General features: G+C 43.2%; 25 protein-coding genes. 13 read left to right on the top strand and 12 right to left on the bottom strand.

What is annotated here, in order from left to right:
• Window positions 1-4 precede the first annotated feature (4 nt).
• From A37S_RS0101620 to A37S_RS0101590, 7 genes are all read left to right on the top strand, one after another.
• On the top strand, window positions 5-499 hold the full coding sequence (locus tag A37S_RS0101620; protein ID WP_028295490.1) for a F0F1 ATP synthase subunit B: 495 nt from the start codon (window positions 5-7) through the stop codon (window positions 497-499).
• Between the two features lie 9 nt (window positions 500-508).
• A complete protein-coding gene (atpH, locus tag A37S_RS0101615) occupies window positions 509-1,048 on the top strand; it encodes an ATP synthase F1 subunit delta (protein ID WP_028295489.1) in 540 nt (179 codons plus the stop codon).
• 46 nt (window positions 1,049-1,094) lie between these two features.
• Entirely contained in the window at window positions 1,095-2,669 is a 1,575-nt protein-coding gene (gene atpA / locus A37S_RS0101610; RefSeq protein ID WP_028295488.1) for a F0F1 ATP synthase subunit alpha, read from the top strand.
• 94 nt (window positions 2,670-2,763) lie between these two features.
• Window positions 2,764-3,651 carry an ATP synthase F1 subunit gamma gene (atpG, locus tag A37S_RS0101605; protein ID WP_028295487.1) on the top strand — a complete coding sequence of 296 codons (888 nt, stop codon included), beginning with the start codon at window positions 2,764-2,766 and terminating at the stop codon, window positions 3,649-3,651.
• Between the two features lie 97 nt (window positions 3,652-3,748).
• Entirely contained in the window at window positions 3,749-4,528 is a 780-nt protein-coding gene (locus A37S_RS0101600; protein WP_028295486.1) for a 5'-nucleotidase, lipoprotein e(P4) family, read from the top strand.
• A 50-nt stretch (window positions 4,529-4,578) separates the two neighbouring features.
• The gene (locus tag A37S_RS0101595) at window positions 4,579-4,797 is read left to right on the top strand and encodes a hypothetical protein (protein WP_028295485.1); all 219 of its coding nucleotides are present in this window, start codon (window positions 4,579-4,581) and stop codon (window positions 4,795-4,797) included.
• Between the two features lie 263 nt (window positions 4,798-5,060).
• The gene (locus A37S_RS0101590; RefSeq protein ID WP_245586283.1) at window positions 5,061-5,684 is read left to right on the top strand and encodes a hypothetical protein; all 624 of its coding nucleotides are present in this window, start codon (window positions 5,061-5,063) and stop codon (window positions 5,682-5,684) included.
• Between the two features lie 3 nt (window positions 5,685-5,687).
• Here A37S_RS0101590 and gldB read toward each other — a convergent pair whose 3' ends face one another.
• Complete coding sequence (gene gldB, locus A37S_RS0101585) at window positions 5,688-6,716, bottom strand: gliding motility lipoprotein GldB (protein WP_028295483.1); 1,029 nt, start codon at window positions 6,714-6,716, stop codon at window positions 5,688-5,690.
• 73 nt (window positions 6,717-6,789) lie between these two features.
• Here gldB and A37S_RS0101580 point away from each other — a divergent pair, with 73 nt between their 5' ends.
• Both A37S_RS0101580 and A37S_RS0101575 read left to right on the top strand, forming a co-directional pair.
• Window positions 6,790-8,436 carry an NAD+ synthase gene (locus A37S_RS0101580; protein ID WP_028295482.1) on the top strand — a complete coding sequence of 549 codons (1,647 nt, stop codon included), beginning with the start codon at window positions 6,790-6,792 and terminating at the stop codon, window positions 8,434-8,436.
• 70 nt (window positions 8,437-8,506) lie between these two features.
• Entirely contained in the window at window positions 8,507-9,088 is a 582-nt protein-coding gene (locus A37S_RS0101575) for a DUF4136 domain-containing protein (protein WP_245586282.1), read from the top strand.
• A 364-nt stretch (window positions 9,089-9,452) separates the two neighbouring features.
• Here the strand turns inward: A37S_RS0101575 and A37S_RS23185 are convergent, their stop codons facing one another.
• Entirely contained in the window at window positions 9,453-10,649 is a 1,197-nt protein-coding gene (locus tag A37S_RS23185) for an alpha/beta hydrolase (RefSeq protein ID WP_051292635.1), read from the bottom strand.
• Window positions 10,650-10,853: 204 nt separating this feature from the next.
• On the opposite strand from A37S_RS23185, the gene A37S_RS0101565 reads away from it, so the two are divergent.
• Window positions 10,854-11,528, top strand: a complete 675-nt coding sequence (locus A37S_RS0101565; RefSeq protein ID WP_028295480.1) for a 3'-5' exonuclease — start codon at window positions 10,854-10,856, stop codon at window positions 11,526-11,528.
• 6 nt (window positions 11,529-11,534) lie between these two features.
• On the top strand, window positions 11,535-12,998 hold the full coding sequence (locus A37S_RS0101560) for a DUF294 nucleotidyltransferase-like domain-containing protein (RefSeq protein WP_028295479.1): 1,464 nt from the start codon (window positions 11,535-11,537) through the stop codon (window positions 12,996-12,998).
• 128 nt (window positions 12,999-13,126) lie between these two features.
• On the opposite strand, the gene A37S_RS0101555 is transcribed toward A37S_RS0101560, so the two are convergent.
• The 10 genes from A37S_RS0101555 to A37S_RS23180 all read right to left on the bottom strand — a co-directional run bounded on the left by A37S_RS0101555 (window position 13,127) and on the right by A37S_RS23180 (window position 21,640).
• Window positions 13,127-14,320: an aspartate aminotransferase family protein gene (locus A37S_RS0101555; protein WP_036600874.1), complete on the bottom strand. Its 1,194-nt coding sequence runs from the start codon at window positions 14,318-14,320 to the stop codon at window positions 13,127-13,129.
• Complete coding sequence (locus A37S_RS0101550; RefSeq protein ID WP_028295477.1) at window positions 14,301-14,705, bottom strand: hypothetical protein; 405 nt, start codon at window positions 14,703-14,705, stop codon at window positions 14,301-14,303. Before A37S_RS0101550 ends, A37S_RS0101555 begins: the two co-directional genes overlap by 20 nt.
• 6 nt (window positions 14,706-14,711) lie before the next feature.
• Complete coding sequence (locus A37S_RS0101545; protein WP_028295476.1) at window positions 14,712-15,353, bottom strand: hypothetical protein; 642 nt, start codon at window positions 15,351-15,353, stop codon at window positions 14,712-14,714.
• Window positions 15,354-15,388: 35 nt separating this feature from the next.
• Window positions 15,389-15,934, bottom strand: a complete 546-nt coding sequence (locus A37S_RS0101540) for an RNA polymerase sigma factor (RefSeq protein WP_028295475.1) — start codon at window positions 15,932-15,934, stop codon at window positions 15,389-15,391.
• A 73-nt stretch (window positions 15,935-16,007) separates the two neighbouring features.
• The gene (locus tag A37S_RS0101535) at window positions 16,008-16,964 is read right to left on the bottom strand and encodes a transketolase family protein (RefSeq protein WP_028295474.1); all 957 of its coding nucleotides are present in this window, start codon (window positions 16,962-16,964) and stop codon (window positions 16,008-16,010) included.
• An 85-nt stretch (window positions 16,965-17,049) separates the two neighbouring features.
• Window positions 17,050-17,895, bottom strand: a complete 846-nt coding sequence (locus A37S_RS0101530; RefSeq protein WP_028295473.1) for a transketolase — start codon at window positions 17,893-17,895, stop codon at window positions 17,050-17,052.
• 91 nt (window positions 17,896-17,986) lie between these two features.
• Window positions 17,987-18,448 carry a thioredoxin-dependent thiol peroxidase gene (gene bcp, locus A37S_RS0101525; protein WP_028295472.1) on the bottom strand — a complete coding sequence of 154 codons (462 nt, stop codon included), beginning with the start codon at window positions 18,446-18,448 and terminating at the stop codon, window positions 17,987-17,989.
• Between the two features lie 52 nt (window positions 18,449-18,500).
• Window positions 18,501-20,228, bottom strand: coding sequence for a M23 family metallopeptidase (locus A37S_RS0101520; RefSeq protein ID WP_051292634.1), 1,728 nt, complete (start codon window positions 20,226-20,228; stop codon window positions 18,501-18,503).
• A gap of 29 nt (window positions 20,229-20,257) precedes the next feature.
• The gene (locus A37S_RS0101515; RefSeq protein ID WP_028295470.1) at window positions 20,258-20,869 is read right to left on the bottom strand and encodes a fumarylacetoacetate hydrolase family protein; all 612 of its coding nucleotides are present in this window, start codon (window positions 20,867-20,869) and stop codon (window positions 20,258-20,260) included.
• A gap of 246 nt (window positions 20,870-21,115) precedes the next feature.
• Entirely contained in the window at window positions 21,116-21,640 is a 525-nt protein-coding gene (locus A37S_RS23180; protein WP_157278308.1) for a T9SS type A sorting domain-containing protein, read from the bottom strand.
• A gap of 320 nt (window positions 21,641-21,960) precedes the next feature.
• Between A37S_RS23180 and A37S_RS0101500 the strand changes: the two genes are divergently transcribed.
• On the top strand, window positions 21,961-23,895 hold the full coding sequence (locus tag A37S_RS0101500) for a KUP/HAK/KT family potassium transporter (protein WP_028295469.1): 1,935 nt from the start codon (window positions 21,961-21,963) through the stop codon (window positions 23,893-23,895).
• A gap of 143 nt (window positions 23,896-24,038) precedes the next feature.
• Window positions 24,039-26,432, top strand: coding sequence for a phenylalanine--tRNA ligase subunit beta (gene pheT, locus A37S_RS0101495; RefSeq protein WP_028295468.1), 2,394 nt, complete (start codon window positions 24,039-24,041; stop codon window positions 26,430-26,432).
• Window positions 26,433-26,460: the final 28 nt, after the last annotated feature.

Here is a 26,460-nt window from a genome sequence, read left to right as displayed (position 1 = left end):
AACAATGGATTTACTGACCCCAGAGATTGGCCTTCTGTTTTGGAATACGATTTCATTTCTCATCTTGCTATTCCTGTTAGGGAAATTTGCCTGGAAGCCTGTGATGAAAGCTATAGGCGAACGGGAGCGTTCTATTGAAGATGCATTGGATGCAGCCGAAAAGGCCAAGGCCGAAATGTCTCGATTGACCAGTGAAAACGAACAACTCTTGAAGAAAGCTAGAGAGGAACGTGATCTTATTTTGAAAGAAGCAAAGCAGATTAAAGATCAAATGCTTAAAGACGCTAAAGATCTGGCACAGAAAGAAGGAGCCCGATTGATAGAAAATGCTAAATTGGAAATTAATAACCAAAAGGCCATCGCTATATCGGAGGTGAAAGATCAAGTGTCTACACTGTCTATAGCAATAGCGCGTAAAATACTTGAATCTGAGCTTTCTGATCAGGTAAAGCAGGAAGTATTGGTAGACAAGCTGCTGAAAGAAGTAAAATTGAATTAATCGATAAAGATGTCAGAATTTAAAGTAGCTTCTAGATATGCCAAAGCATTGCTCGATTTGGCCAAAGAAATGCAGAAAGTAGATACGTTCAAGTCCGACATGGATGCGATAGCAGATCTTTTGAAGGCTAATACCGAACTCAAGGCAGTGCTGGCCAATCCCATTGTTCCTATCAAAAAGAAGATGGATGTTTTACTGGCAATTTTCGATGGGAGGGTAGAACCAATTATTGTTGATTTTCTTAAATTGATGGTGAAGAAAGGAAGAGCATCTCTTTTATTAGCTATCACTAAGGAATTTGGAATACAGTACAACGAATATGAACATATCATAATAGCCGATGTTGTTTCGGCTGTTGCACTTTCGGATAAGGTAAAGTCGACATTGTCAAGCCAGATTGCGGAGGCCTATAACGGAAAAGTTAAACTGAATACAGCAATTGATTCGTCACTTATAGGAGGTTTTATACTGCAAATAGGTGATCAGCGAATAGATGCTAGCGTGTCTGGAAAGCTGAATAGACTAAGTCGTAGTTTTCAGTTAAGCTGATTGGTAATTTAATTTTTTACAAAAATAAAACTCAAATATAAAGACCATGGTAGAGGTAAGACCAGATGAAGTATCGGCGATCTTGAGGGAGCAGCTATCGAACTTCAAATCAGAAGCCGAACTCGAGGAAGTTGGTACCGTACTCCAGGTGGGTGATGGTATTGCTCGTATATACGGCCTAACCAAAGTTCAATCAGGGGAATTGGTTGAATTCGAAAACGGATTGCAAGGTATCGTTTTGAACCTTGAAGAGGATAACGTAGGGGTGGTATTGCTCGGTTCGTCCGATGAGATTAAGGAAGGTGATACCATTAAGCGTACAAAGAAAATTGCATCTATCAATGTAGGTGAGGGACTGCTGGGTCGTGTTGTAAATACGCTTGGACAACCTATTGATGGAAAGGGGCCAATAACCGGAAAGACTTACGAAATGCCAATAGAACGTAAGGCACCTGGCGTTATTTTTCGTCAACCTGTTAACGAGCCTTTGCAAACAGGGATTAAGGCAATAGATGCCATGATTCCTATTGGTAGGGGACAGCGTGAATTGGTTATTGGTGACCGTCAGGTAGGTAAAACGGCGGTATGTGTTGATACCATCATTAACCAAAAGGAATTTTATGAAGCAGGAAACCCTGTTTACTGTATATATGTAGCTGTTGGCCAAAAGAATTCTACGGTAGCGAATATCGTTCGTACCTTGGAAGAAAATGGAGCTATGGCGTACACAATTGTGGTGTCTGCTTCAGCTGCAGATCCTGCTCCAATGCAGTTTTACGCTCCTTTTGCTGGTGCGGCAATTGGCGAGTTTTTCCGCGATACCGGACGTCCAGCTTTGATTGTGTATGATGACTTGTCAAAGCAAGCAGTGGCTTATCGTGAGGTTTCTCTCTTGCTGCGTCGTCCTCCTGGACGTGAGGCCTACCCTGGTGATGTTTTTTATCTGCACAGTCGCTTATTAGAGCGTGCTGCTAAGATCAATGCTTCGGACAAAATAGCGCAGTCTATGAACGATTTGCCAGATTCTATTAAGGATATTGTGAAAGGCGGGGGGTCATTGACCGCTTTACCGATCATCGAGACACAAGCAGGGGATGTCTCAGCTTATATCCCAACCAATGTAATATCGATTACTGACGGGCAAATTTTCTTGGAATCGAACTTGTTCAATGCTGGTGTACGTCCGGCCATCAATGTGGGTATTTCGGTGTCACGTGTTGGGGGAAGTGCCCAAATTAAATCCATGAAGAAAGTTGCGGGTACGCTTAAATTGGATCAGGCTCAGTATCGGGAATTGGAAGCATTCGCCAAGTTTGGATCCGATTTGGATGCCGCTACCCAAGGGGTGATCGACAAAGGGCGTCGCAATGTGGAGATTTTGAAACAAGGACAGTTTTCGCCAATGCCGGTTGAGAAACAAGTGGCCATTATCTATGCCGGAGTGAAGGGCTTGTTCAGAAAAGTTCCGGTGAATAAGGTAAAAGACTTCGAGCGACTATACCTTGAGCAATTGGAAATGCGGTATCCAGAAGTATTGAAGGAGTTGAAAGCCGGTAAATTCAACGAAGAAATCACTGGCGTACTTGATAAAGTAGCTAAGGAAACTGCGGAAAATTATTAATAGAGTATTAGTGCTAAAGGTAGTAGCTGGTTTGATAAGGAGTTAAGAAATACCTTTGTCTGATGGCTACTATCCGATGTCTAGATAAACAAAGATGGCAAACTTAAAGGAAGTTAGAAATAGAATTGTTTCAATTACCTCAACGCAGCAAATTACGAAAGCCATGAAGATGGTCTCTGCCGCTAAGCTAAAACGTGCGACAGATGCTATCGTTCAAATGAGGCCCTATGCGGAGAAATTGAGAGAGATTCTTTCCAATTTGTCCGCAACTGCAGAAGGGGGACTTTCTCCTTTCATGGAGCAGCGAAGCCCAAAGAATATATTGGTTATTGTTGTTGCTTCCAATAGGGGCTTGGCTGGCGCGTTTAACATGAATGTCATAAAAGCGACTAGCACTCTCATTAACACGAAGTATAGTAAACAGAAGGAAAATGGCAAAGTCACCTTGATTACTGTCGGTAAGAAAGGGTACGATTTTTTTAGTCGGCGCGATTACCAGATTTTAGGTGAGAATACCGATCTGTTCGCCAATCTGGATTTTGAACATGTTTCCGAATTGGCCGATAAGGTGATGCACGATTTCGCGGAAGGAAAATACGATCGCGTAGAACTTGTATATAACCAATTTAAGAACGCAGCGGTACAGGTATTGACAACAGAGCAGTTGCTGCCTTTACAAGCTTTGGATAACGAGCATGTAGAAACCGATGGCGTATCTGTCGATTATATCTTGGAACCTTCTCAAGACAGAATAATCCGAGATTTGATACCAAAGTCGATTAAAATCCAGTTGTACAAAGCGGTCTTGGATTCGCACGCCTCAGAGCACGGAGCACGGATGACAGCAATGGACAAAGCAACAGATAATGCTGGTGAACTACTGAAGTCATTGAAAATATCTTATAATAGAGCTAGGCAGGCCGCTATTACTACGGAGTTGACGGAGATTGTAAGTGGTGCTGCTGCGCTTTCAGAAGGCTAGGCAGAAGCAAGACACAGTTTTATATAAATATAATCTGTCGAAAGCCTCTATTATTTAGAGGCTTTCGTGTTTAGTTCAATACTTTGAACCATTTCGTATGAAATTATTTCAAATATATCTATGGGTGTTTGTGCTTTTCTGCACGTATCCAGCGTTGTGTATTGCTCAACAGCCAAGTAGAGATTATACCAATGCAGTGCTTTGGCAGCAACGTTCCGGAGAATATCGCGCACTATGTTTTCAGGCATACAACGCCGCCAGATTCAGCCTTGATCAAAAATTGAAGCGTGTGGATAGCAGGCCGAAGGCGGTTATAGTAGATATCGATGAAACTGTGCTGGATAACTCTCCTTCTAGCGGGGAGGATATTCTTCGAAATCGTAGCTTTAGTCTTGACGAGTGGAAACGTTGGACTGGCTTGGCACAGGCAGATACGGTGCCGGGCGCGCCTAGTTTTCTGAAATATGCTGCTTCTGTAGGCTTGGAGGTTTTCTATGTTAGCAATAGAGACCCAAGCGAGATGGATGCAACCATTAAGAATCTTCGTTATTTTGATCTTCCTGATGCAGATACCGCGCATATCTTGTTGAGAAGCGATGTTTCCAACAAGGAGAGGCGCAGAAATCTTGTTTCGGAAACGCATGAGGTTTTGCTGTTGGTAGGGGACAACCTAAGTGATTTCTCTACGGTATTCTATCAGGAAGGAAAGGAGACTTTTGATGAAGTGAACCGCTTGGGGTTCTTGTTTGGCGTTTCTTTTATTGTGTTGCCAAACCCCATGTATGGCGATTGGGAACAGGAATTGTATGAGGGCAAGCGCAATTTGACAGATGAAGAAAAAGCCGAAATGAGAAAGAAGAAGATAATTGGCTTTTAGTCCTTTTATATATCGCAATTATGTTTATTTTTGTTTCAAAAAAATAGTTTATGGCAAGTTCAGTAGAAAAAAGACCTCATGTTAGTACGGACAATAATGCGAACAAGACGGAATATTATATAGGAATATTGTTTGCTGTTATATTTGGTCTTGCAGGTACATTCTTTAGATTTATCCAAGATTCATTTCTGTTTACTTCTATTTCCAATATTTTATTGATTATAGGAGTTGTCATTGCCTTACGTGCCGTGTTCAGAATTATGAAATAAGTAGAAATACAATAAAATAAAAAGTAGCCATTGGTGAATTCGTTTTGCCAATGGTTTTTTTGTTCTTAAACCTTTCGCGTTCATAGTTGTCCAAAGATTGAATTGATTTTTAGGTGTATTTTTACAGGCGCAACTTGGTTTGATGTTTGAGGCTATTGAGATGGAGTTGTGCCTGTTTTTTTACATTTGATGAAGGAGGAGGTGAGACTATGGTTCGATTGAAAAAGTTTTTGCAATATCTCTTGCTGCTTTTGTCAGTAGTTATGCCAAGTTTTTTGCATGCACAAGTTGACAGCATACGGCACTTGGATAAGTTGGAAATAGGTAGAAAAAAAACAGAGCACATCCAAGTTAGAAATAGAGACTCTTCGTTCACGCTGAGCATCGATACGCTGATCATGAAGGATAGGGCTACACTTTCTTTTTTATCGGCCAAAAAAGTAACTTTAAAGGTCAAGCACGCATTTATTGAGGGGAAAGCTTATATAACTGGAACTGACAATAAGAACAACGGCAGCCATATGGATATCTATATGGGGTTGGATAAATTGAAGTCCTTGTATGTCTTGACCGCTGGAAGAGATGCGAATAATGGTTTTAAAACTTTTCCAAATGGGAACGGTGGTAATGTTAACTTTTATTATTTGCAATCGGCGATAGAACCACAAACTGATGATGAAAAAGCTGACAATTACCTACGTGTAGACAATCGTGCGGGTGGCTATAAGGTAGTGCCTCAACGTGATCTAGCTATTGTCTATAGCCAAATCGCGGCGGGCATACGGGTAGGAAATGGCCGACTAGGGAGCACACCCCAAGGGCAAATTTACTCTGGTTCACCCGGACGGGATGGAAAGACAGAGATAAAGGCCAGTTCGGGCTTTTGATGCTTATTTTGACTGATATTTTCCTTTATATTTGGCTCCGTTTAGTATCGTTTGTGCGGGCATCGCAAGCATATCTTGTAAACTGGCATCTGTATTTTTATCCATATATTGCCTTACTATTTGCCATCCGATATAAACACCCAATTTTGGGGCGGATTCTCCGGGCTCGCCCAACTCTGCCGTAAATGGTGCGTCGTCAAAATGTTTTCTTAGCGAAGCATAATCTGGCGAATAGAGCATCTGTTCTTTTACCATCCATGTCCATATCTCTCGCTGGTACTGCTGTGTCCAGGCCATTTGCTTGGCGGTGTAGCCTATTTTAAGGCTATCCGGTACTTGCGGAAGCATATTGTCCATCAAGTACATTACTTTGCCATTATATACCATATGGTCCAGCATAGTGACAAGATTGACCGTTTCTGGAAAAAGCTCCTCTCGCAAAAACACTTCAGTACATCGCGGTACAATGTTTTCTGGGGTAAACTTTTGGCTCACATAGCGCGGGGTGCTGGAACTTATGGCGGGATAAAATTTAGAATCAGCACCCAAGAACATATCTAAACCGATACCTATGTATTCTTCATTGATGGGGCTTTGTACACCAAAGCCACTAAAAAACGCGATAAATCGGGGGATTTTTGCTTGAGGGAAATAATATTTAATCCTTTTGAAAGCGTTGGTGAGACCTTTGTCTTGGCTGTCGAGGTCAGGGAAAATCTTGGCTATTTCTTTGGATAACTCTTTGAAATCCTCGCTGGCAGTTATCTCTCCGAGATTCTGATAAAGTGCGGTGGTATCATTGATGTTTCCTGCGGACAACATATATTGCATGAAATCGACATAGAATTGACCGTATTGTCGATGCCATAACGTATTTTTTTCTCGCATATTATCGACGTCGAGCGAAGCTAGTTCTCGGTCGAATCGCTCAATGTGTATGTCGACGGGAATATGGCTTACATCTATCGATTTCCTGTTCTGACAGCAACAATAGCATATAATTAAAAAAAAGAGATAAATTTGCGCTTTCATGTAAGGGCCGCTCATGCCGAGCGAAGTTCGTAAAAAAACAATAGCTGCGGCAACTAATTTTTTACTTTTCTATATGATCATTGCATTAGCACAACTTAACTATCATATTGGTGATTTTGAGAAAAATACAGCAAAAATCGTTCAAACCATCAAGAGGGCCAAAGAACAAGGGGCGGATCTGATCGTGTTTGCAGAACTAGCGATAGGCGGGTATGCTGCAAAAGACCTGTTTCGCTATAAGGCCTTTTTGGACGATTGTGAAAAACACGTGGCGCTCATTGCTCGCGAATGTATAGGAATTGCTTGTGTGATAGGTGGGCCAGTGCGTAATGTAGAAGGTTATAGCAAGTCGTTAAGCAATGCTGCCTTTTTTATGGCCGAGGGCAAGGTGCAGCATATTGTACGTAAGACTTTGTTGCCAGATTACGATGTCTTTGATGAATATCGGTATTTTGAGCCTAATAAGCATTTCGGTTGTATCACCTTTGAAGGGAAAAAAATAGCGGTTACTATATGTGAAGATTTATGGGGACCCTTGCAACCGCACTTGTACGGTGTCGACCCGCTGAAGGAGCTCGCCAAAGAAGGACCCGATTTTGTGGTCAATATCGCTGCTAGTCCATTTTCTCTAGGGCATTATGAAACAAGGCTGTCAGTTCTGTTGCCACAAGCCAAGGATTATGGACTACCTATGTTTTATGTCAACCAGGTAGGAGCGCATACTGACATCATCTATGACGGACGGTCTTTGGTTATCGACGCTGCGGGAGAGGTGGCTGGCACTTTAGCAGCCTTCAAGGAAGAGCTGCGATTTTATAGCTTAGATGAAGGAGGGAAAATAAGTGCCAAGGGAAATTATAGCCCATATAAAGAGCCAAGCGAGGAAGCCCTGATTCATGATGCGCTCGTATTGGGTATTCGGGATTTTTTTCAGAAATCGGGCTTTAGCAAGGCTATACTGGGGCTGTCGGGAGGTATCGACTCGGCGGTAGTAGCGTCACTTGCTTGTGAGGCGCTGGGAGCCGAAAATGTCATGGCAGTGCTGATGCCTTCTGTTTATTCTACAGATCATTCTTTGAAAGATGCCTTAGATTTGGTGCGCAACACAGGCTGTATGCACGAGGTTATTCCCATAAAAACTGTTGCCGCCGCTTTTGACGATATATTGAGCGAGGCATTCAGGGGGAAGTCGCCAGATATTACCGAAGAAAATATTCAGGCACGTTGCAGAGCCGTTATATTGATGGCCATGTCCAACAAACATGGTTATATCCTGCTCAACACCTCCAATAAAAGTGAGGCGGCCGTAGGTTATGGTACCCTATATGGCGATATGGCGGGAGCTTTGGGCATCATAGGAGATGTGTTGAAGACCAAAGTATATGCATTAGCTCGATATATAAACAGGGAAAGGGAAATTATCCCGATCAACACGATGACCAAGGCACCGTCTGCTGAACTGAGGCATGACCAAAAAGACAGCGACTCGTTGCCTGAATACGATATTCTTGATGCTATATTGACGTTTTATGTAGAATATGAGAGAAGTGGTGAGGAAATAAAGCTTATGGGCTTTGACAAGGATGTCGTAGAACGTGTTATTTCATTGGTCAACGGAGCTGAGTTTAAGCGATTTCAGACTCCGCCTATATTGCGGGTTACGCGTAAGTCCTTTGGTGCAGGCAGGATGATGCCTCTAGTGGCTAGAACATCTCGTTAAAAAAAATGTTATTTATTTCATAAATGGATTAAACCCATTAACATGTTTTCTGTCAAAAAGAAACAGATAGTTGGAGGATATTATTATGAAAAGCAAATGGTTTATTGCTATGCCTGTTTTACTGGTGCTTCTATTAGCGTCTTGTTCGAGTTACCGTTATTATAATACTCAGAGCAAGAACATAGATTTTTCAAAATATAAAACTTATTCCTGGTTGCCAGGATTAGATAGCTTGTCCAAATCATATTATAATAACACAATAGCAGAAGAGAATATATTGGAAACTGTCGACAAGGAGCTCCAGTCTTTTGGTCTCCAATTCACAGAACAGAATCCCGATATTCTGTTCCGTTATAAAGCTATTGTGAACAATACCAGCCGCACGGTTTATGCTCCTATGTGGGGCGGCTGGGGCTGGGGTTGGGGCTGGAATCCATATTGGGGTATGGGCTGGGGCGGTGGCGTTGGTACAGAGCGTTATCGTGCCGGACACATCATCATTGAGGCTTTTGACGCCAAAACAAAGAAATTAGTTTGGCAAGGTAGAGGTAGTGGCGAAGTTAGAAACCCAGAAAGGGCTGTGAATCAATTGCCAGATGTGGTCTCTCGTATCATGGAACAATATCCTGCAAGGACATTAGCAAGCAAGTAAAGGTTATTATTTTCCCTGTTTTCCCTTTCTTGGTCGCTGGGATTGGAAAGTGAACCTATTCAGAGAATTAAATTCGTCATCCTATTTTGCTCGTTTTTTACGATGCAACTGTTGAATGTAGGTAGTAATTTCGACTGATATATTTCCCTTCTCAAGGCTAATAGGATGGAACAGCACCCTGTCTTTACACATATCAAGGTAGACGCACGGCCTCTAATCCAGACAGGTACTTTTTCCGTTCTCTCGAAGGACGATGGGAATGTCCGCTACCGTATCCGTTTTTGCCATCTTTATATCTATATCTTATGCCCCAGGAGGGACATAAGATAATCAGACTAGGTTATTATAGTAATGGAGGAAAGCTCTATTGAAGTAATTGAGGCAATACTGCTTGTATATAGGCCGCCGAGGCAGCTTGGTGCTCTAGGTCTCCAAGCGATATTATATTGACCGTGGCGCCCCGTGCTTCCATAGCAGCTTTTGCATTGGTGGCATTGAGAAATGGTACGATATGATCTCCTTCTGAATGGTATAAGGTTACTGGAGCATTAGGTTTCCAATCATATACGTTGTTTTGTTGCAAGGCCGCAAGGAAGGGGGTATTGCTGCCTTCTGTAATACCCGCAATAAAACTGGGCGCGAACAATTCTGATGGATTGTCGCTTACTTGTGCCGACATGGGATTGCCTGCCGCTAGGGCTTGCTGCACGGCGACTACATATTCGGGCTGTAGGACACTTTCTAATGGCATATTGATGCCGTACAGCTGATTGTAAGTAAGCAATGTCCACATATAGAAAGAAGTGGCGGGGCTGGGCAAAGTGGATGTTTGATTGACTACCCATTGTGCTGTACCTACCATATCATAAGCTCCAGCCGCAGGATAACTTGCTTCCACGTTGAAATCGACATTGGACTCTTGCTCGATGGCCTGATGCAAAGCCAGGGTGGCATAGCCACCCTCCGAATAACCTAGCAGCCGTATCCCTTTATTGATGTTTATTTGGTTGACATAAGCCAATTCCTTCACGGCCTTCAGCATGTCCAAACAAGCCGTAGCCAAACTCGCCTTTTCCTGGTAAGGATGAGATACTTCGCTGCTTTCGCCATAGCCTATATAGTCGGGCATCACTACCATATAACCCTTGGCCAGAGAAGCGCCTAGCGTGCCAGCTACATAGGCCTCCATATTGCCCACGGGCTTATAGGCCGATGGTGCTTCATCCTGCGTGGCAATGGTTCCATGTTGAAAACTGAGTATCGTTAGATTGGTTTGGGGATGATTCGGTAGAAGCACTAGTCCCGAGGCACGCAAGGAGGTCTCGCCCATTTTTGTGTTATAAACTACTTTCAGCACGGCTACGTCTTGGTTTACCATGGCTGCCGCTAGTGGATAGCGTTCCCTAATCTCGGCGGCAGTGACAACGGTCACTGGTTCAGTACTCACTAAGAATTCTGGCACGAAAATTTCCTCGGGTGAAACGGAGTCTTTACCGCAACCTGGGATGAGGAGAACCACAGAAAGTAAAAGGGCAAAAAATGAAAGTTTCAGTTTGTACATGTCTTCTGGATGTTTATATCAATTGGATTTTAGGGTGGAATATAGGGATTATTCACCTAAAAACAGGAGACACCCTAGCAATTGTATGTAAACGTCCTGCTAATGGGTATGAATACCGATTTTACAAAAGGATAAATTTGAGGGACACCTAATAGCTTTGGAAGTTTTATCTTATCTTTAATGCGTTAAGTTAAACCAATTAATGTGCAGCCATATTACATATTTATAGATACTGAGGCAAATGGAATGCCCGACGGAGATGGCGGATGGACGATAGACGGCCAGCCTTTGGCCATGGTACAAGTATCGTGGTTGGTGCACAATGCTAAACGTGAGCTGGTAGAGAAGCGAGATTTTTATATTGGAAATGCCGATTTTGAAATATCGGAGGATGCCATAAAGCTACACGGCATAGATAAAGACAAATTAAGGCAGCTAGGGGTAGACAGAAAAATGGCTCTTAGGCTGCTACAGGAGGACCTAGAGCAATATAAAGGGATGATAGTGGGACATTACATACGATTCGATATGCAATTGCTTGCTCTAGAGTTTGAAAGGGTCGGCATGTATAATCCGTGTGCCAACCTTGCTACTTGCTGTACTATGCAGGCCAGTGCATTGTTGGTTGACTATCCTTTCCGTAAGTTCTATAAGCTGGATGAATTGTATGCGCTTCTCTTTGGTGAAACAAATAGGAACTGGCATAATGCTGCTGAAGATGCAGAAGCAACAGCTCGATGCTTTTATCGTTTGTATGATCAGGGTTTGATAGGCAAAGCCTTTTTGACTAATAATAAGATGAACAGGTGGTTTCACCTATTGCTTTGGGTAGTAGTGGTAGGGTTTGTGTTGTTTATACTTTATGTCATTACGTTTTAGTTTTTTATGGAAAATAACGTACAGTTTTCGGGCGTTCAGCAACTATATGCCAAGCGCATCAAAGAGATTACGTACAAGGAATTAGTCACTTGTTTGGAAAGCGAGCCCATCAGGCAGGTTGCCCATCTGATGGCGGCCAATAAAGTGAGTTGTATTTTCGTAAAAACGCCAGGTGGCATGATTGTGGGCTACGTTACCGACATCATCTTGCGGGATAAGGTTATTGCGGTAGATGCCAATGTGGATGGCCCAATAAGAAATGTGATGAATTATGATCTACATAGCATCGACGTGGGTGACTACGTTTATCAAGCATTGTTGCATATGTTCAATCATAGGATCAGGTATCTACTGGTGATTGATGAAAACAGGTATATAGGTTTTTTGAGTAGGAATAAACTGCTGAGCGAACAAGCACAATCTCCTTTAGTATTTATACAATCTGTTAGACTGGCAAAAACAGTTGCGGAAATGAAGCAGAAGTGGGAGTTGGTACCTTATTTCATTCAGCAACTGCTGCAAGAAGAGGTTAAGGTCTCCATTATCAACGAGCTGATCACTACTATTTCGGATACCATTGCGCAAAATATCATTGAACTTGTACTGAAAGAGCTGGGGGAGGCACCGGTTCGTTTTGTTTTTATGGTATTAGGGAGTGAGGGCAGGAGAGAGCAAACTTTGAAAACCGATCAGGACAATGCCATTATTTATGAAGATGTAGAGGCTGGGAAAAGAAACGGAGTGCGGGAGTATTTTCTGCAATTTGGGCAAAAGGTGTCTGACATGCTCCATGAGGTGGGCTTTGTCTATTGCACTGGAGGCTATATGGCCAGCAATCCGAAGTGGACCCACTCACTGTCGCATTGGAAACAAAATTACTATACTTGGATGGAAGAGTCGCAACCAAAGACTGCCATCCAATTTTCTACTTTCTTTGATTGTAGATATTTGTATGGCAATCGGATGTTAATGGAGGAACTGAAGGAATACCTAGACAGGAAGTTGCAAGAACCATTGGACAAGTTTTTTGTCTATTTGGCAAAGAACGCCCTGCAATATGAACCGCCAAGCTCTCTGTTTGGCTCTATAAAAACTATGCGTGTCGATAATAGGGATGTTTTTGACATCAAGAAAACCATGACTCCCATTGTGGATTTGGTACGTTTATACGCCTTGCGAAACCGTGTCTTTAGGGAAAATACCGGTGAGCGAATGGAAGTATTGCGCGATATGGGGGTCTTTGACGACGGTCGATACAAGGAACTCTATCAGGCCTATTATTTCTTGATGAGCATGCGCCTCAATAAGCAAGTGACACAAATCATAGAGCAAAAAGTACCCCCCGACAATTATATGGATATAAAGGACATTACAAAAATAGAAAAAGTGACTCTTAAAGAAATTTTCAAAAGCATTGAAAACTTTCAAACTGGTGTGAGGGTAAAGTTTACGGGTAATCTGTTGGGCTAAACAAAACATCCCCTATTGATGGGCAATAGGGGATGAGCTAACCAATTATAAACCTAATATGAGTGTGGAACGACAAATATATTAATAATCCACTAATTAAGTAGTCTTTTTTTTGATTTTTTCTTGGATTAACTATATTTTTCTATGCCCTGCAAGATCACTTGACAAGCCTCGCTGATTTGTTTGTCGGAAATAATCAATGGTGGCGCTAGCCTTAAGGCGGTTTCGTGGTGCAAGAACCAATCTATCATAATGCCGTGTTCTGCGCAGTACTTGCTTATATTCTCCACTTGGTAGAACGTATCCAGTTGGATACACATCATCAACCCCTTACCTCGTATCTCTTTGATGCTTGGATGTACCAGCAATTGCCTGAACAAGCGATGCTTTTCCTCTACTTTATCCATTAGGTGCTCATCCAATATAGCCTGTAACGACGCAAGGCCAGCGGCACAGCTCACTGGATGTCCGCCGAAGGTAGTGATATGCCCCAATATGGGGTTATCTTTGATCACATCCATTATTTCGTGCCTTGTTACGAAAGCACCCAAAGGCATGCCTCCGCCTAAGCCTTTGGCCAATAAGAGAATGTCAGGCACTATCAGGTAGTGTTCAAAGGCAAAAAGCTTGCCTGTGCGACCAAAGCCGGTTTGTATTTCATCCAAGATGAGCAATGCGCCCGTTTCATCACATTTCTTGCGGACGGCCTGCATATAAGCCAAATCTGGCACTCGAATACCAGCTTCACCTTGGATAGACTCCAAAATGACCGCTGCCGTATTTTCGTCTATCTTGTCCAGCTCGTCCTTATCGTTGTATTGTATAAATTCTACGTTTGGAAGCAAAGGCTCAAAAGGAGTCCTGAATTTTTCATCGCCTATAAGGCTTAGTGCACCTTGTGTACTGCCATGGTAGGCTTTTCTGGCTGCTATGAATTTAGATTTTCCACTATATTTTTTTGCTATTTTCATAGCACCTTCTGTAGCTTCCGTACCCGAATTGGTGAAGTAAACGGTGTTGAGACTCTTGGGCAACAGTGCAATGAGTTCTGTGGCCAATAAGACCTGGGGTGCTTGTATAAACTCGCCATAGACCGTGACATGCATGTATTTGTCTACCTGGTCTTTCACTGCTTGTACTACTCTGGGGTGCCTGTGGCCAATATTGCTCACGGCAAAACCAGATACTAGATCCATGTACTTTTCCCCATTGGGGCCATAGAGATATATTCCTTCGGCCTTTTCCACTTCGATGAGTCGGGGACTAGTGGAGGTTTGGGCCGTATTCAGCAAAAAAAGCTGTCTATAGTTCAGGGTTTTCATTTTTCCTACGTTGTCTGATCACCTTCATCAATTCTTCCCTGAACTCGCGTTCCACTTCAAAGAAACGGCTGGCACGCTGTGGGTTGATGATAGGGACAAACTCTTCCCTGTAACGTTTCTTAAGTGCGACAATTTCTGCATCCGATTCGATTTCACCTTTGCGGTTATCTTTGCTGTGCTTGCGATCCATAAGTAAGCGCATTTCCCTATGGTACTGATTGTACAAAGGAAAGAAGCGCTCGGCCTCTTTGGGGGTAAGCTCCAGCTCCTTGGTAATGTAGGCTATTTTGGCCGCTTCAATCTTTTTAAATCTATCATGATCTTGCCCTTTCACTATGCCTATACCAACAAGACCGATAAAACAAATAAATAGAATACGTCTCATGTGTGTTTAAAAATTTTGGGACAGGTAGTCCTCTATTTCTTCCCGAGAAAAGCTGGTTGACTCTAATATTAGATCTTCTTCGCCCATGCTTTCCAATAAGTATTCCATATCGTCCAGTTGAGCGTAGTAATCCAAATAGGTGATAATATCGCTATCGGATACTTGTTCAATGCGTTCTTGCAAACTTGCTTCGTGGTACAGCCTGTTGTAGGTGATGGTACCGATACCAAGGAAGAGGCATGCAGCGGCGGCATATCTATAGAAGAGTGGGAATTTTTTTCTTCGTCCTATAGGGATAACCGCACCACCATCTTTTGGTTGTGTACTTTCTTCTGCAATCTTGGATTGGATACGAGACGATAGACTGTCGAAATAATCATTAGGAACTTCATAGTCAATAGAGGGAACTTCGCTTTTCAACTCAAATTCGGCTATGCGCGTATGGATATCTTCCGATAGCCCGGTAAAATAATTTTCCGGTACCACAAAAGACTCCTTTACCGCTTCATTGACCTGAATGCGCGTGTTGATTCGATTTGTAAGGGAATCAAAATAACCTGTAGGTACGATAAAAGGATTTCCCTTTGCCTCCTGGAGGAAGATCATCCCGTTTTCGTGCCCTTCTTGATTGATTGATTTTCCGTTCATAGTACCTGAATTAGATAACTGCTTGACTAAAAGGTTTAATCCGTATTCTTAAAAAAGTGCTCTATTTTTTTTACTGCAAGATGGTATGAGGCCTTAAGGGCTCCCACACTGGTTCCTAGCGCTTCGGAAATCTCCTCGTACTTCATGTCATCAAAGTACTTCATGTTGAATACCAACCGTTGTTTGTCGGGCAGTGTGAGCAAAGCTTGTTGCAGTTTCAGCTGTGCCTGATTGCCATTAAAGTAGTTGGATGCGGTTAGGTTCTCTGCAAGGTAGGCAGAAGATTCGTCATTCAGAGAAATATTTTGCTGTTGTTTCTTCTTATTGAGAAAGGTGATACACTCATTGCTGGCAATGCGGTATAGCCAAGTATACAATTGGGCATCTGCCCTGAAATTGGCCAAATTGCGCCATACCTTTACAAATATGTCTTGTACCAGGTCATCTGCATCGTCATGATTGACTACAAAACGGCGTACATGCCAATAAATCTTTTGTTGGTATTTTTTTAATAGCTCATTAAATGCCGTGTGTCGCGACTGCTCATCAGCAAACTTTTCAATTATCTCAGCGTCGGTCATGATATGGACGAAAATAAAATAAAAAAGGCGAAAATACCATGAATATTTTCACCTTTTTTGAAGAGAGGAAGCACTATTTCTTGCGTTCCATTACTTTTTTTACGGCATTTACGATACTTTCGGCATCTAGTCCATATTTCTTCATCAATTGAGCTGGGGTGCCGCTTTCTCCAAAGCTATCGTTGACTGCCACATATTCTTGTGGAGTAGGGAGGTGCTTGGACAATACCTGAGCAACGCTATCTCCCAATCCACCAAGTCTGTTGTGCTCCTCTGCCGTGACGACACAACCTGTTTTCCCTACCGATTTCAAGATAGCTTCTTCATCTAAGGGTTTAATGGTGTGGATGTTTATGATCTCGGCATCTATACCCATTTCTTCCAGTCTTTCTCCTGCAAGTATGGCTTCCCATACCATGTGGCCGGTAGCTATGATGCTCACGTCGCTGCCTTCATTGACCATCCATGCTTTGCCGATCTCAAATTTCTGATCGGGATCGGTAAAGATAGGTACGGCGGGACGCCCAAAACGGAGGTATACGGGGCCTTCATATTCAGCAATAGCTATGGTGGCAGCCTTGGTTTGATTGAAATCACAGGGGTTAATGACCGTCATGCCCGGAAGCATTTTCATCAGGCCGATGTCTTCCAGTATTTGATGGGTAGCGCCATCTTCGCCTAAGGTGAGGCCGGCGTGGCTGGCGCAGATCTTCACATTCTTGTTAGAATAGGCCACTGATTGCCTGATCTGGTCATAGACCCTTCCCGTGGAAAAATTGGCAAAAGTGCCGGTGAAAGGGATTTTTCCACCTATGGTCAATCCTGCCGCCATGCCTATCATGTTGGCTTCGGCTATCCCTGTCTGGAAAAATCGCTCAGGAAAATCCTTCTTAAAGGCATCCATTTTCAATGAACCAATGAGGTCGGCACAGAGTGCCACCACCTGATCGTTTTTCTTTCCAGCTTCATGTAAGCCTGCACCAAAGCCAGAGCGGGTATCTTTCTTTTCTGTATATGTGTATTTTTTCATGTACTCAGATATGAGATGTGAGATATGAGATATGAGATCGGCGTTTAAAGGTCTCAAATCTATGGGCTCAAATTTCAGGTCAAAATTAATAATCACCGAGCGTTTCTTCCAATTGATCCAAAGCTGTAGCCAGTTGCTCGTCGTTTGGTGCTACGCCATGCCATTTGTGCGATCCCATCATGAAATCGACACCGTTACCCATTTCGGTTCTCATGAGAATAATGATCGGTTTTCCTCTGCCACTACGCCTTTTGGCTTCGTCCAGAGCCTCTAGCAGCTCACTCATGTTATTGCCGTTGGTTTTCAATACATCCCAACCAAATGCTAGCCACTTGGCTTCGAGATTACCCAAAGAGAGTACCTGCTCGGTTGAGCCATCGATCTGCTGACCGTTTACATCGATGGTAGCAATGAGGTTGTCCACTTTGTTGTGAGGTGCGTACATGGCCGCTTCCCATATCTGGCCTTCTTGTAGCTCACCATCGCCCATCAACACGTATACGGTGCGGTCGTCATTGTTAAGTTTCTTTGCTTGTGCCGCTCCTATAGCAACAGATAGCCCTTGTCCCAGAGATCCGGAAGCTATGCGTATGCCAGGAAGATGCTCATGCGTGGTAGGGTGGCCCTGCAAGCGCGAATCAATTTTGCGGAAAGTACTTAGCTCTTTGACATCGAAGTACCCAGCCCGCGCCAAGGTGCTGTAAAACACGGGCGATATGTGTCCGTTTGATAAAAAGAAAAGATCTTCGCCTATGCCGTCCATATTAAAACTTGGATCGTGCTTCAATACTTGGAAGTATAAGGCAACAAAGTAATCTGCACAACCTAAGGAGCCACCCGGATGTCCTGATTGGCAGCCATGTACCATCCTGACTATGTCTCTTCGGACTTGTTTTGCAATGCTTTCTAGTTTTGTTATATCTGCATTCATTTTGAATTGGTTATGTTCTTATATGCGATGCGGCAAAGGTAAGTAATAGGATAAGTAAAATGTAAAAAAATAAAAAGTAAAAAATGGAAGACTATTGATATAGTGACCTTACCTGTTCGCTTGCATTTTTGGTGTCTACTTTCTTGATTATATGGGTTATATGCCCCTTTTCGTCAATTACGAAGGTCGTTCTAGCAATACCCATGTATTTTTTTCCGTACATGTTTTTTTCACCCCACACCCCATAAGCTTCTACTATCTGCTTGTTTTCATCTGCCAAAAGGGTAAAAGGTAGGCTATGTTTGGCAATAAACTTCTGGTGCGATGCTACACTGTCTGTGCTTACGCCAAGTACTTCAAAGCCATCTTTTACCAGGGATTGGTAATTGTCGCGAAAGCTGCATGCTTCCGTGGTGCAGCCCGGTGTATTGTCTTTAGGGTAGAAATAGAGAATAACCTTTTTGCCACGAAAGTCGCTCAAGGTGACGGATTTGCCCGATTGATCCTGTGCCGTAAAATTTGGGGCTATGTCGCCCTCTTTTAGTGTTGCCATGTTTGTTTGTTGGTTGTTTGTTCTTGGTTGTCCCACATTCCGTCTCTCATATCTATCTCACAAAGTTTACCTGATATTCCTTTACATTGTCTTTCCAATCGCTTACTATCAGTTTGAAGTGATGCGTGCCGCTGGGCAGCTTGGGGTCGAAGACGTGCCAAAGCGATGCCGTCTTGCTGTCGTATTCCATCAACACCCATTGGTCGTCGATATATCCTTTAAGCGATTTGATGCCCGAAAGGTTATCCCTGATCTTCAGATTTATGCGGGAGATACCTTTCATGCTTTTGCCAGCTACGATGTTTACTGGTGTAATAGAGGGCGCTACGCTATCTACAGCAATGTAGAAAGCGCCGAGTGTGCGCATGAATCCCTTGACGTAGCCATTTTCATAGGCACCTCCTTGGGCATTGCCCTTACTGTCCACAATTAGTGCCTTGTCATACAGTGCGGGGGGCAAGTTGGAATCTGGCTTGATATACAACGTGTACCCGTTATGTACAGGGATCATGCGATTGTGGATGTTATGCAGGGAGGAATAGCCAGTAAGTGGCTTCTTACCCTGCGAATATTGGAAATAGAGGTCGCTATAGAGATTATCTTTTGCCATTTCCAGTTTTATGTTGTCGTTTTTAAATATATTTTCCCTGTCTCTTTTGAAAATGGCCGTTGCTGTATTTGGGTCAGCGTTTTTTATGGAGAGCGTGGTTGTTTTTTTAACAGGAAAAGTCAGGCTACTGCTATTGCCAGCCACGTCTTTTACCAAGTACTTTAATTCGTGGATGTCTTCATCTTGAATATCTATGATACCTTGCTCTATTAAGTGGTGATATATTTCTAGTTTGTTTCCTGGTTCAACAAAACTTTTCTGTATTCTTCGACTGTGTAGTATGTATGTGGGGTAGTCTATATGAGCGTTGATGGCTCTGTTGTTGTCAAAAGAAAGTGTTTCGAATACGGCGCTGTAAATCCGTTTATTGTCCAGGTATAGCTCGACGGAATACACACCGTTTACATTGGCAGAAGCCGAGTTTCGGTCGGTAGTAACTATTCCAAATCCCGTTTTGCCATTTATGGCGATGGGACTGGTGGTAGCGAGCTTGTAGTTGCCATTAGTGCCAGTTACGGTGAGATGTGCCCTCTCCGTGTTTTCGCTGAAAGGGCCATCGCCCATATGGTAAACGGTGATGCCACTGATGGTGGGTGGAATGCGGTCGGGAATGGTGAGTCCGAAGAGCTGTGCATTGATGGGCATCTCGGTTTTCGTGTTGCGGAGTTCAAAGTGCAGGTGAGGACCGGCCGACCCTCCAGTATTGCCAGAGTAGGCTATGACATCTCCCTTTTTTACCGAAACGAACAAAGGCTGAAGCATGAAGTCTACGTCGAAGCGTTCTTCTTCCTTTTGTTTGGCGCGAAGCAAATCGACCACTTGTCCATTGAATCGTTGCAAGTGCATATAGACGCTTGTGTATCCATTTGGATGATCTATATAAAGTATGTTGCCACCTCCACCTATTTGTACGCGTACTCGAGAAACGAACCCATCGGCCACGGCATATACAGGATAGCCCTCGCGCTGATTGGTACGGTAGTCAGTGCCGGTATGGAAATGATTGGGCCTGAGCTCTCCAAATGAGCCGGCTGCCTGTGGCGCTAGGTCCAGTGGTGGTCTGAAATAATCTTTTGGATACACCTTGCTTTGGATGATAGATTCCTGTGCAAGCACCGAGGAAAGTCCATAAGTATAGAGAAAGATTGCAAATGTCAATTTGTGCCGCATTCTTTTTTACTTTTGAGTATTTAGCTGCTTTATTTGATGTTAAAGTCCAAGAGCTTTTCTTGTTCGATGTAACCCTCCAGGTGATCGCCAATGGCAATAGGGCCTACGCCAGAGGGCGTGCCCGTGAAGATGATGTCTCCCTTTCGTAAGGTGATATATTGACTGACAAAGGTGATAATCTCCTCGAAAGAAAACAATAAATCCTGTGTGTTGCCATTCTGTACGATGCTGCCATTTTTTAGTAGCGAGAAATGAATGTTATACAAATCGGCAAACTGCGATTTGGGGAGTAATTCGCTGATGGGAGCCGAGTGATCAAAGGCTTTGGCCAATTCCCAGGGAAGACCTTTTGCCTTGTGTTCGCTTTGTATGTCTCTGGCAGTGAAGTCAATACCTAGTCCTATTTTATCATAATAGTTGGATGCAAATTTGGGGTTGATATGCCTTCCTTCTTTGCATATCTGCAAAATCAGTTCCACTTCATAGTGAATATCTTTTGAAAAGCTAGGGTAATAAAAGTCCTTATTGTCCTTAAGAACTGCTGTGTCAGGCTTCAGAAAGATAACGGGTTTTTCTGGTATGGGGTTGTTAAGCTCCTTGGCATGTTCTGAATAGTTTCTTCCGATGGCAATTATTTTCATTGGAATTTGTCTGTTTGTTTTCTGTCCAAACTTAGGCAAAAAAGAGAGACAATGCAATGCATTTTAGGGTTAACCCATTGGTGGGTATTTTAAAGGTTTTAAGATCGCTCTCTGACAGGCTATAGGGGCAAGAGTTTAGCATGCAGCTTCAGCACCGTGTGGCACTTGATGGGGAAATACTGCAGATGCGCTTCCAGCTATGAGTTGTGAAGAAAACTTGTAGTGCAGGAGCATACCTCCTGCGAATCACAATGCTTCGATGCGCTTAATAATGGGTTGTTCTGTACCAGCCGTTACGCGAAGAAAATAATATCCTTTATTCAGCTTGTTTGATATGGCGAAACTGTGATCGTGGTCGCCAGCGGTTAACCGTTGAGACAGTAAAATGGCTACTTCATTGCCCAAGGCGTCCATCAGCTTGACTGAGATATTCGTATCCTTGCTCAAGCGAAAAGAGAGCGATATTTGATCTGTCACCTGTGAAGGGAACACTTTTACGTTACTAAGCAGTTTTTCTGTGTCTTGTAGATACTTTGAAGAGGTCGTGAGGGCAGCATAGGTTTTTACCGCATTATCGTACGGTGTGTTTCCTTTTTTTAACAATTCAGAAACAGTTTGCTTACGCTCTATATTGGCTCTCATTTTAAAAATGGTGTCCCTTGTTGTTGGCAATTGGTCAGCATTTGCCAACAACACCGTAGGGCAGTGTAGGGCTACAGCCAAACAAGCTATGAGCGTGGTGAAAAATATAGTAGAGTAACGTTTTTTCATGCAAATAGTATTTAATGATAGCGCCTTTTTTGTCACTTTGTATCATCAAACAAGTTAGCCTTAAATTGGGTCAACTTTAATGTTTTTATACTCACTTAGTGGTTTATGATAATTACAGCTTATCTAACTACAAAAGTATAACAATTATTCCACAAAAACTGTTGTATTGTAAATAAAAAAAACATTTTAACAATTTTTAACAAGTTTCATCGTTGCGAAGTTGCTTGGGGTTTGTGTTGTTTGTTTTGATGCCAATTGACGGTAATATTTAGTATGTCGTATAATTGGCTACCTTTGCACCGATCACACAATTATTGCGCGTGGAAAACTCAAAAAACCTGCACCGGTTAAGTGCCGCGGGACTCCTTATCAGCTTAGGTGTCATTTTCGGAGATATAGGTACTTCCCCTTTATATGTCTTCAAAGCGATAGTAGGCGATGGTGCCATTAGTGCCATGGTGGTTCTCGGAGGCTTGTCCTGTGTTTTTTGGACGCTGACCCTGCAGACGACGATCAAGTACGTTATTATCACCCTGCGTGCAGATAATAAAGGGGAGGGCGGGATCTTATCTTTATATTCCTTGGTCAAAAGGCGTGCTAAATGGCTTATTTTTCCGGCCATGGTAGGGGGAGCTTCTCTGTTGGCCGATGGCATGATTACTCCCCCCATTACGGTATCGTCCGCTGTAGAGGGCTTGCGTGCATATAATCCCCAACTGCCTACGGTGCCAATTGTAATGGCCATCATATCTTTGCTTTTTGTCTTTCAGCGATTCGGAACCTCCGTAGTAGGCAAGATTTTTGGGCCATTTATGTTTATTTGGTTCACTATGATGGGCTTGCTTGGCTTTTTCAATGCCTCACTTTTTCCGGAGATATTCAAAGCACTCAATCCGTACTATGCCATAGACTTGCTAATCCATTATCCCAATTCATTGTATATCTTGGGTGCTATTTTCCTATGTACAACAGGTGCGGAATCCCTATATTCCGATTTGGGGCATTGTGGTCGTGCCAATATCCGTATTAGCTGGATATATGTTAAGATATGCTTGGTGCTTAATTATTTTGGGCAAGGTGCTTGGTTATACCAGCACCAAGGAGCTATTTTAGATGGCAAGAATCCATTCTATCTCATTATGCCAGATTGGTTTTTGACCTATGGCATCGTCATTGCAACGATTGCTGCTATTATTGCCAGCCAGGCGATGATCTCGGGGTCTTTCACTCTTATTTCGGAGGCTGTGAGACTCAATATATGGCCCAAGGTAAAGATCAATTATCCTAGCAATCAGAAAGGGCAGCTTTATGTGCCTTCTATCAACACCATACTTTGGTTAGGTTGTATGTTGGTAGTACTAGTTTTTCAGGAATCGAAAAACATGGAGGCTGCGTATGGATTGGCTATCAACGTCACGTTCGTTACGACGACTATTCTGATGACTGTATACCTGTACCGCAAGCGTGTCTCCAGGTACCTTGTGGCACTTTTTGCAAGTGTTTATATGGTGGTCGAGTTGGGTTTTCTTATGGCTAACGCCAGTAAAATAAGCCATGGTGGATGGCTTACCCTATTGTTGTCTGCCATCGTACTGTTTGTAATGATGGTATGGTGGTGGGCGAGAAAAGTAAAAAACAGTTATTTGCGTTTTGTGGATGTGGAGGACTACTTCCCCATTCTGAGCGAAATAACAGAAGATGAGAGTATTCCAAGGTATGCTTCGCAACTCGTTTACCTGACCAGTGCCAACTTCCGGTCCGAAATCGAATCGAAAATTATGTACTCCATCTTGCAAAAGAAGCCGAAAAGGGCAGATGTATACTGGTTTGTGCATGTGGATGTGACCGATGAGCCCTATACGAGTGAGTACAAGGTAGATCACTTGATCCCTCAAAAGCTGATCAGAATAGATTTCCGTTTGGGATTTCGCGTGGAACAGCGTATTAGCTTGCTGTTTAGGAAGGTAATAGAGGACATGGTGAAAAACAATGAAGTGGATATTACCAGTCGTTACGTTACATTGAAAAAATACAATATGGTGGGTGACTTTCGTTTTGTAGTACTGGAAAAGGTCGTGTCGCGTTCAAATGATCTGCGCTTTATCGACAAAATGGTAATCGATGTGTATAATTTCCTCAAGCGCTTCAGTTTGTCTGAAGAACAAGGTTTCGGCTTGGACTCCAGCTTCGTCACGATAGAGCGTGTTCCGCTGCTCATTATCGGTACCAAAGAAATTAACATCAAGCGTGTATAGGGCAAGCGGAGGCTTTTTCTGATACAACGGGAGTACATTTTCCTTTCTTAAACCAAATTGTATCTAAACGCAATTTTGTCTAAGTTTGCAACCTATTAAAAGAGGCGGTAAAGATGAGGGAAAAGGCAAAATGAATATAGAAAATGAAAATATCATATAACTGGCTGAAAGATTTTATACAAATAGACAAAACTCCGGAGGAGCTTGCTTTGATACTGACCGATGTGGGCCTGGAAGTGGAACATTTGGAATTGGTGCAGGCTATTCCTGGCGGCCTGGAAGGACTGGTGATTGGACATGTGAAATCATGTGCGCCTCATCCGAATGCCGACAGGCTGCGGGTCACTACCGTTGACGTAGGTGGGGAAGAACTTCTGCATATCGTATGTGGAGCACCCAACGTAGCCGAAGGCCAAAAGGTAGTGGTAGCTACGGTAGGTACCATCGTATATCCCTTGGAAGGGGAGTCTTTCAAGATCAATAAATCAAAAATAAGGGGGGAGGTGTCCGAAGGGATGATTTGTGCGGAGGACGAGATAGGTTTGGGCCAATCTCATGATGGTATCATGGTATTGGATGTGGATGCACCGGTTGGTGCTCTGGCCAAAGAGTATTTTGAAGTAAAAGACGATTATTGCTTCGAAATAGGTCTAACGCCTAATAGAGCCGATGCTGCCTCTCACCTGGGTGTGGCAAGGGATGTGGCCGCCTACTTGAGAGCAGATGTGAAAATTCCCGATGTGACTGCTTTTGTTGCCGGGGACGGACTCACTATCCCAGTAGAGGTGGAAGATGCGGGCTTGTGCCCTCGATACTCCTCTCTTACAATAAGTGGAGTGGAGGTAAAGCCTTCGCCCGATTGGTTGGTGGAAAAACTAGCTGCTATTGGGGTACGCCCCATCAACAACATTGTAGATGTTACCAACTATGTGCTGCACGCATTGGGTCAGCCTATGCATGCTTTCGATGCAGATAAGATTGTTGGAGGCAAAGTTGTCGTAAAAAGAGTTTCAGAAGGGACGCCCTTCAGGACACTGGATGGCGTTGAACGTAAGCTTTCATCTGAAGATCTAATGATATGCAATGCCGAGGAGCCGATGTGCATAGCGGGTGTTTTTGGTGGGGAAGGTTCGGGAGTGAGTGAAGGAACTACGAAAATATTTCTCGAAAGTGCCTATTTTATTCCTGTTACCGTAAGGAAATCTTCAAAAAGACATGGCTTGAAGACGGATTCTTCGTTCCGTTTCGAGCGCGGTACCGATCCCAATATGACGGTCATTGCCTTGAAATGGGCTGCCTTGCTCATTCAGGAGTTGGCGGGTGGTGCCGTTAGCTCGGCCGTGCTCGACGTGTACCCCGTAAAGATGGAGCCATTTGCCATAACTGTACATTATGACAGGGTAACTTCCATAATAGGTAAGGAAATCGATCCTGCGGAGATTAAGGCAATCATCGAAGCCTTGGACATCAAGGTGCTAAAGGAACAGGATGATGCGCTTTCGATAGAAGTGCCGCCTTATAGGGTGGATGTGACGAGAGAAATAGATGTTATAGAAGAAATTCTGCGTATCTATGGATACAATAATGTGGAAATTAAAACGCAAATCAAGGCGTCGCTCACCACGTCACCCAAACCAGATAAAGAGGTTCTGAACAATAGCATTGCCGATCTATTGATAGCCAACGGCTTTAACGAGATTATGTGCAACTCGCTAACGAAGCTTGCCTACGTTGATGAATCGACAGCAGTTCGCATTATCAATCCCTTAAGCAGTGACCTAGATACTATGAGGCAGAGCTTATTGTTTTCTGGCTTGGAAGCCATATCCTACAACCAAAAAAGACGCAATATCAACCTGAAGTTCTTTGAATTCGGGAAGACCTATTTTGCGAATGAGAATGGTTATGAAGAACAACAGAGGGTAAGTTTGTTCTTGGTTGGAAATCGGCATGCCGAGCAATGGAACAATGCAGATGCCGCTGTTAGCTTTTACGATATCAAGGGGGTGGTAGATGCCATTTTAAAGCGATTGGGTATAAGCAACCTTCAAGTTGAGGAAGTTGATTCTGATCATCTTGTATATGGTTTGGCTTATGTAAGGGGAGCAAAGAGGCTAGTGTCTTTTGGAGCGGTAGCGACGGGTCCGAAAGACAAGACGGATGTTTCAGGAGAGGTGTTCTATGCTGATTTTGACTGGGCAATGATTCTTAAAGCCATTAGCAAGAACAAAATCACTTATCAGGAAGTATCCAAGTTCCCTACTGTAAGAAGAGATTTGTCCTTATTGATAGAGTCGTCTGTGAGTTTTGCGGATTTGAAAGCTATAGCCCAAAAAACGGAACGCAAGCTGTTGAAACAGGTGAACGTGTTTGACGTGTATATGGGAGAAAAACTTCCTGCAAATAAAAAATCGTATGCTTTAAGCTTTATACTGGAGGACGATGAAAAAACGCTCACAGATAAACAAATAGATGCGGTGATGCAAAAATTAATTCTTAACTTTGAAAAACAGGCTGGAGCAGAGATACGGAAATAGCTATCTCGCTCTCTTGTCGGAACGAATA

Source organism: Olivibacter sitiensis DSM 17696 (genome assembly GCF_000427965.1).
In the GTDB taxonomy this organism is placed as follows: Bacteria; Bacteroidota; Bacteroidia; order Sphingobacteriales; family Sphingobacteriaceae; genus Olivibacter; species Olivibacter sitiensis.
Note: the sequence above shows the minus strand (reverse complement) of the source record. Positions and strands in the feature narration are given on the sequence as shown.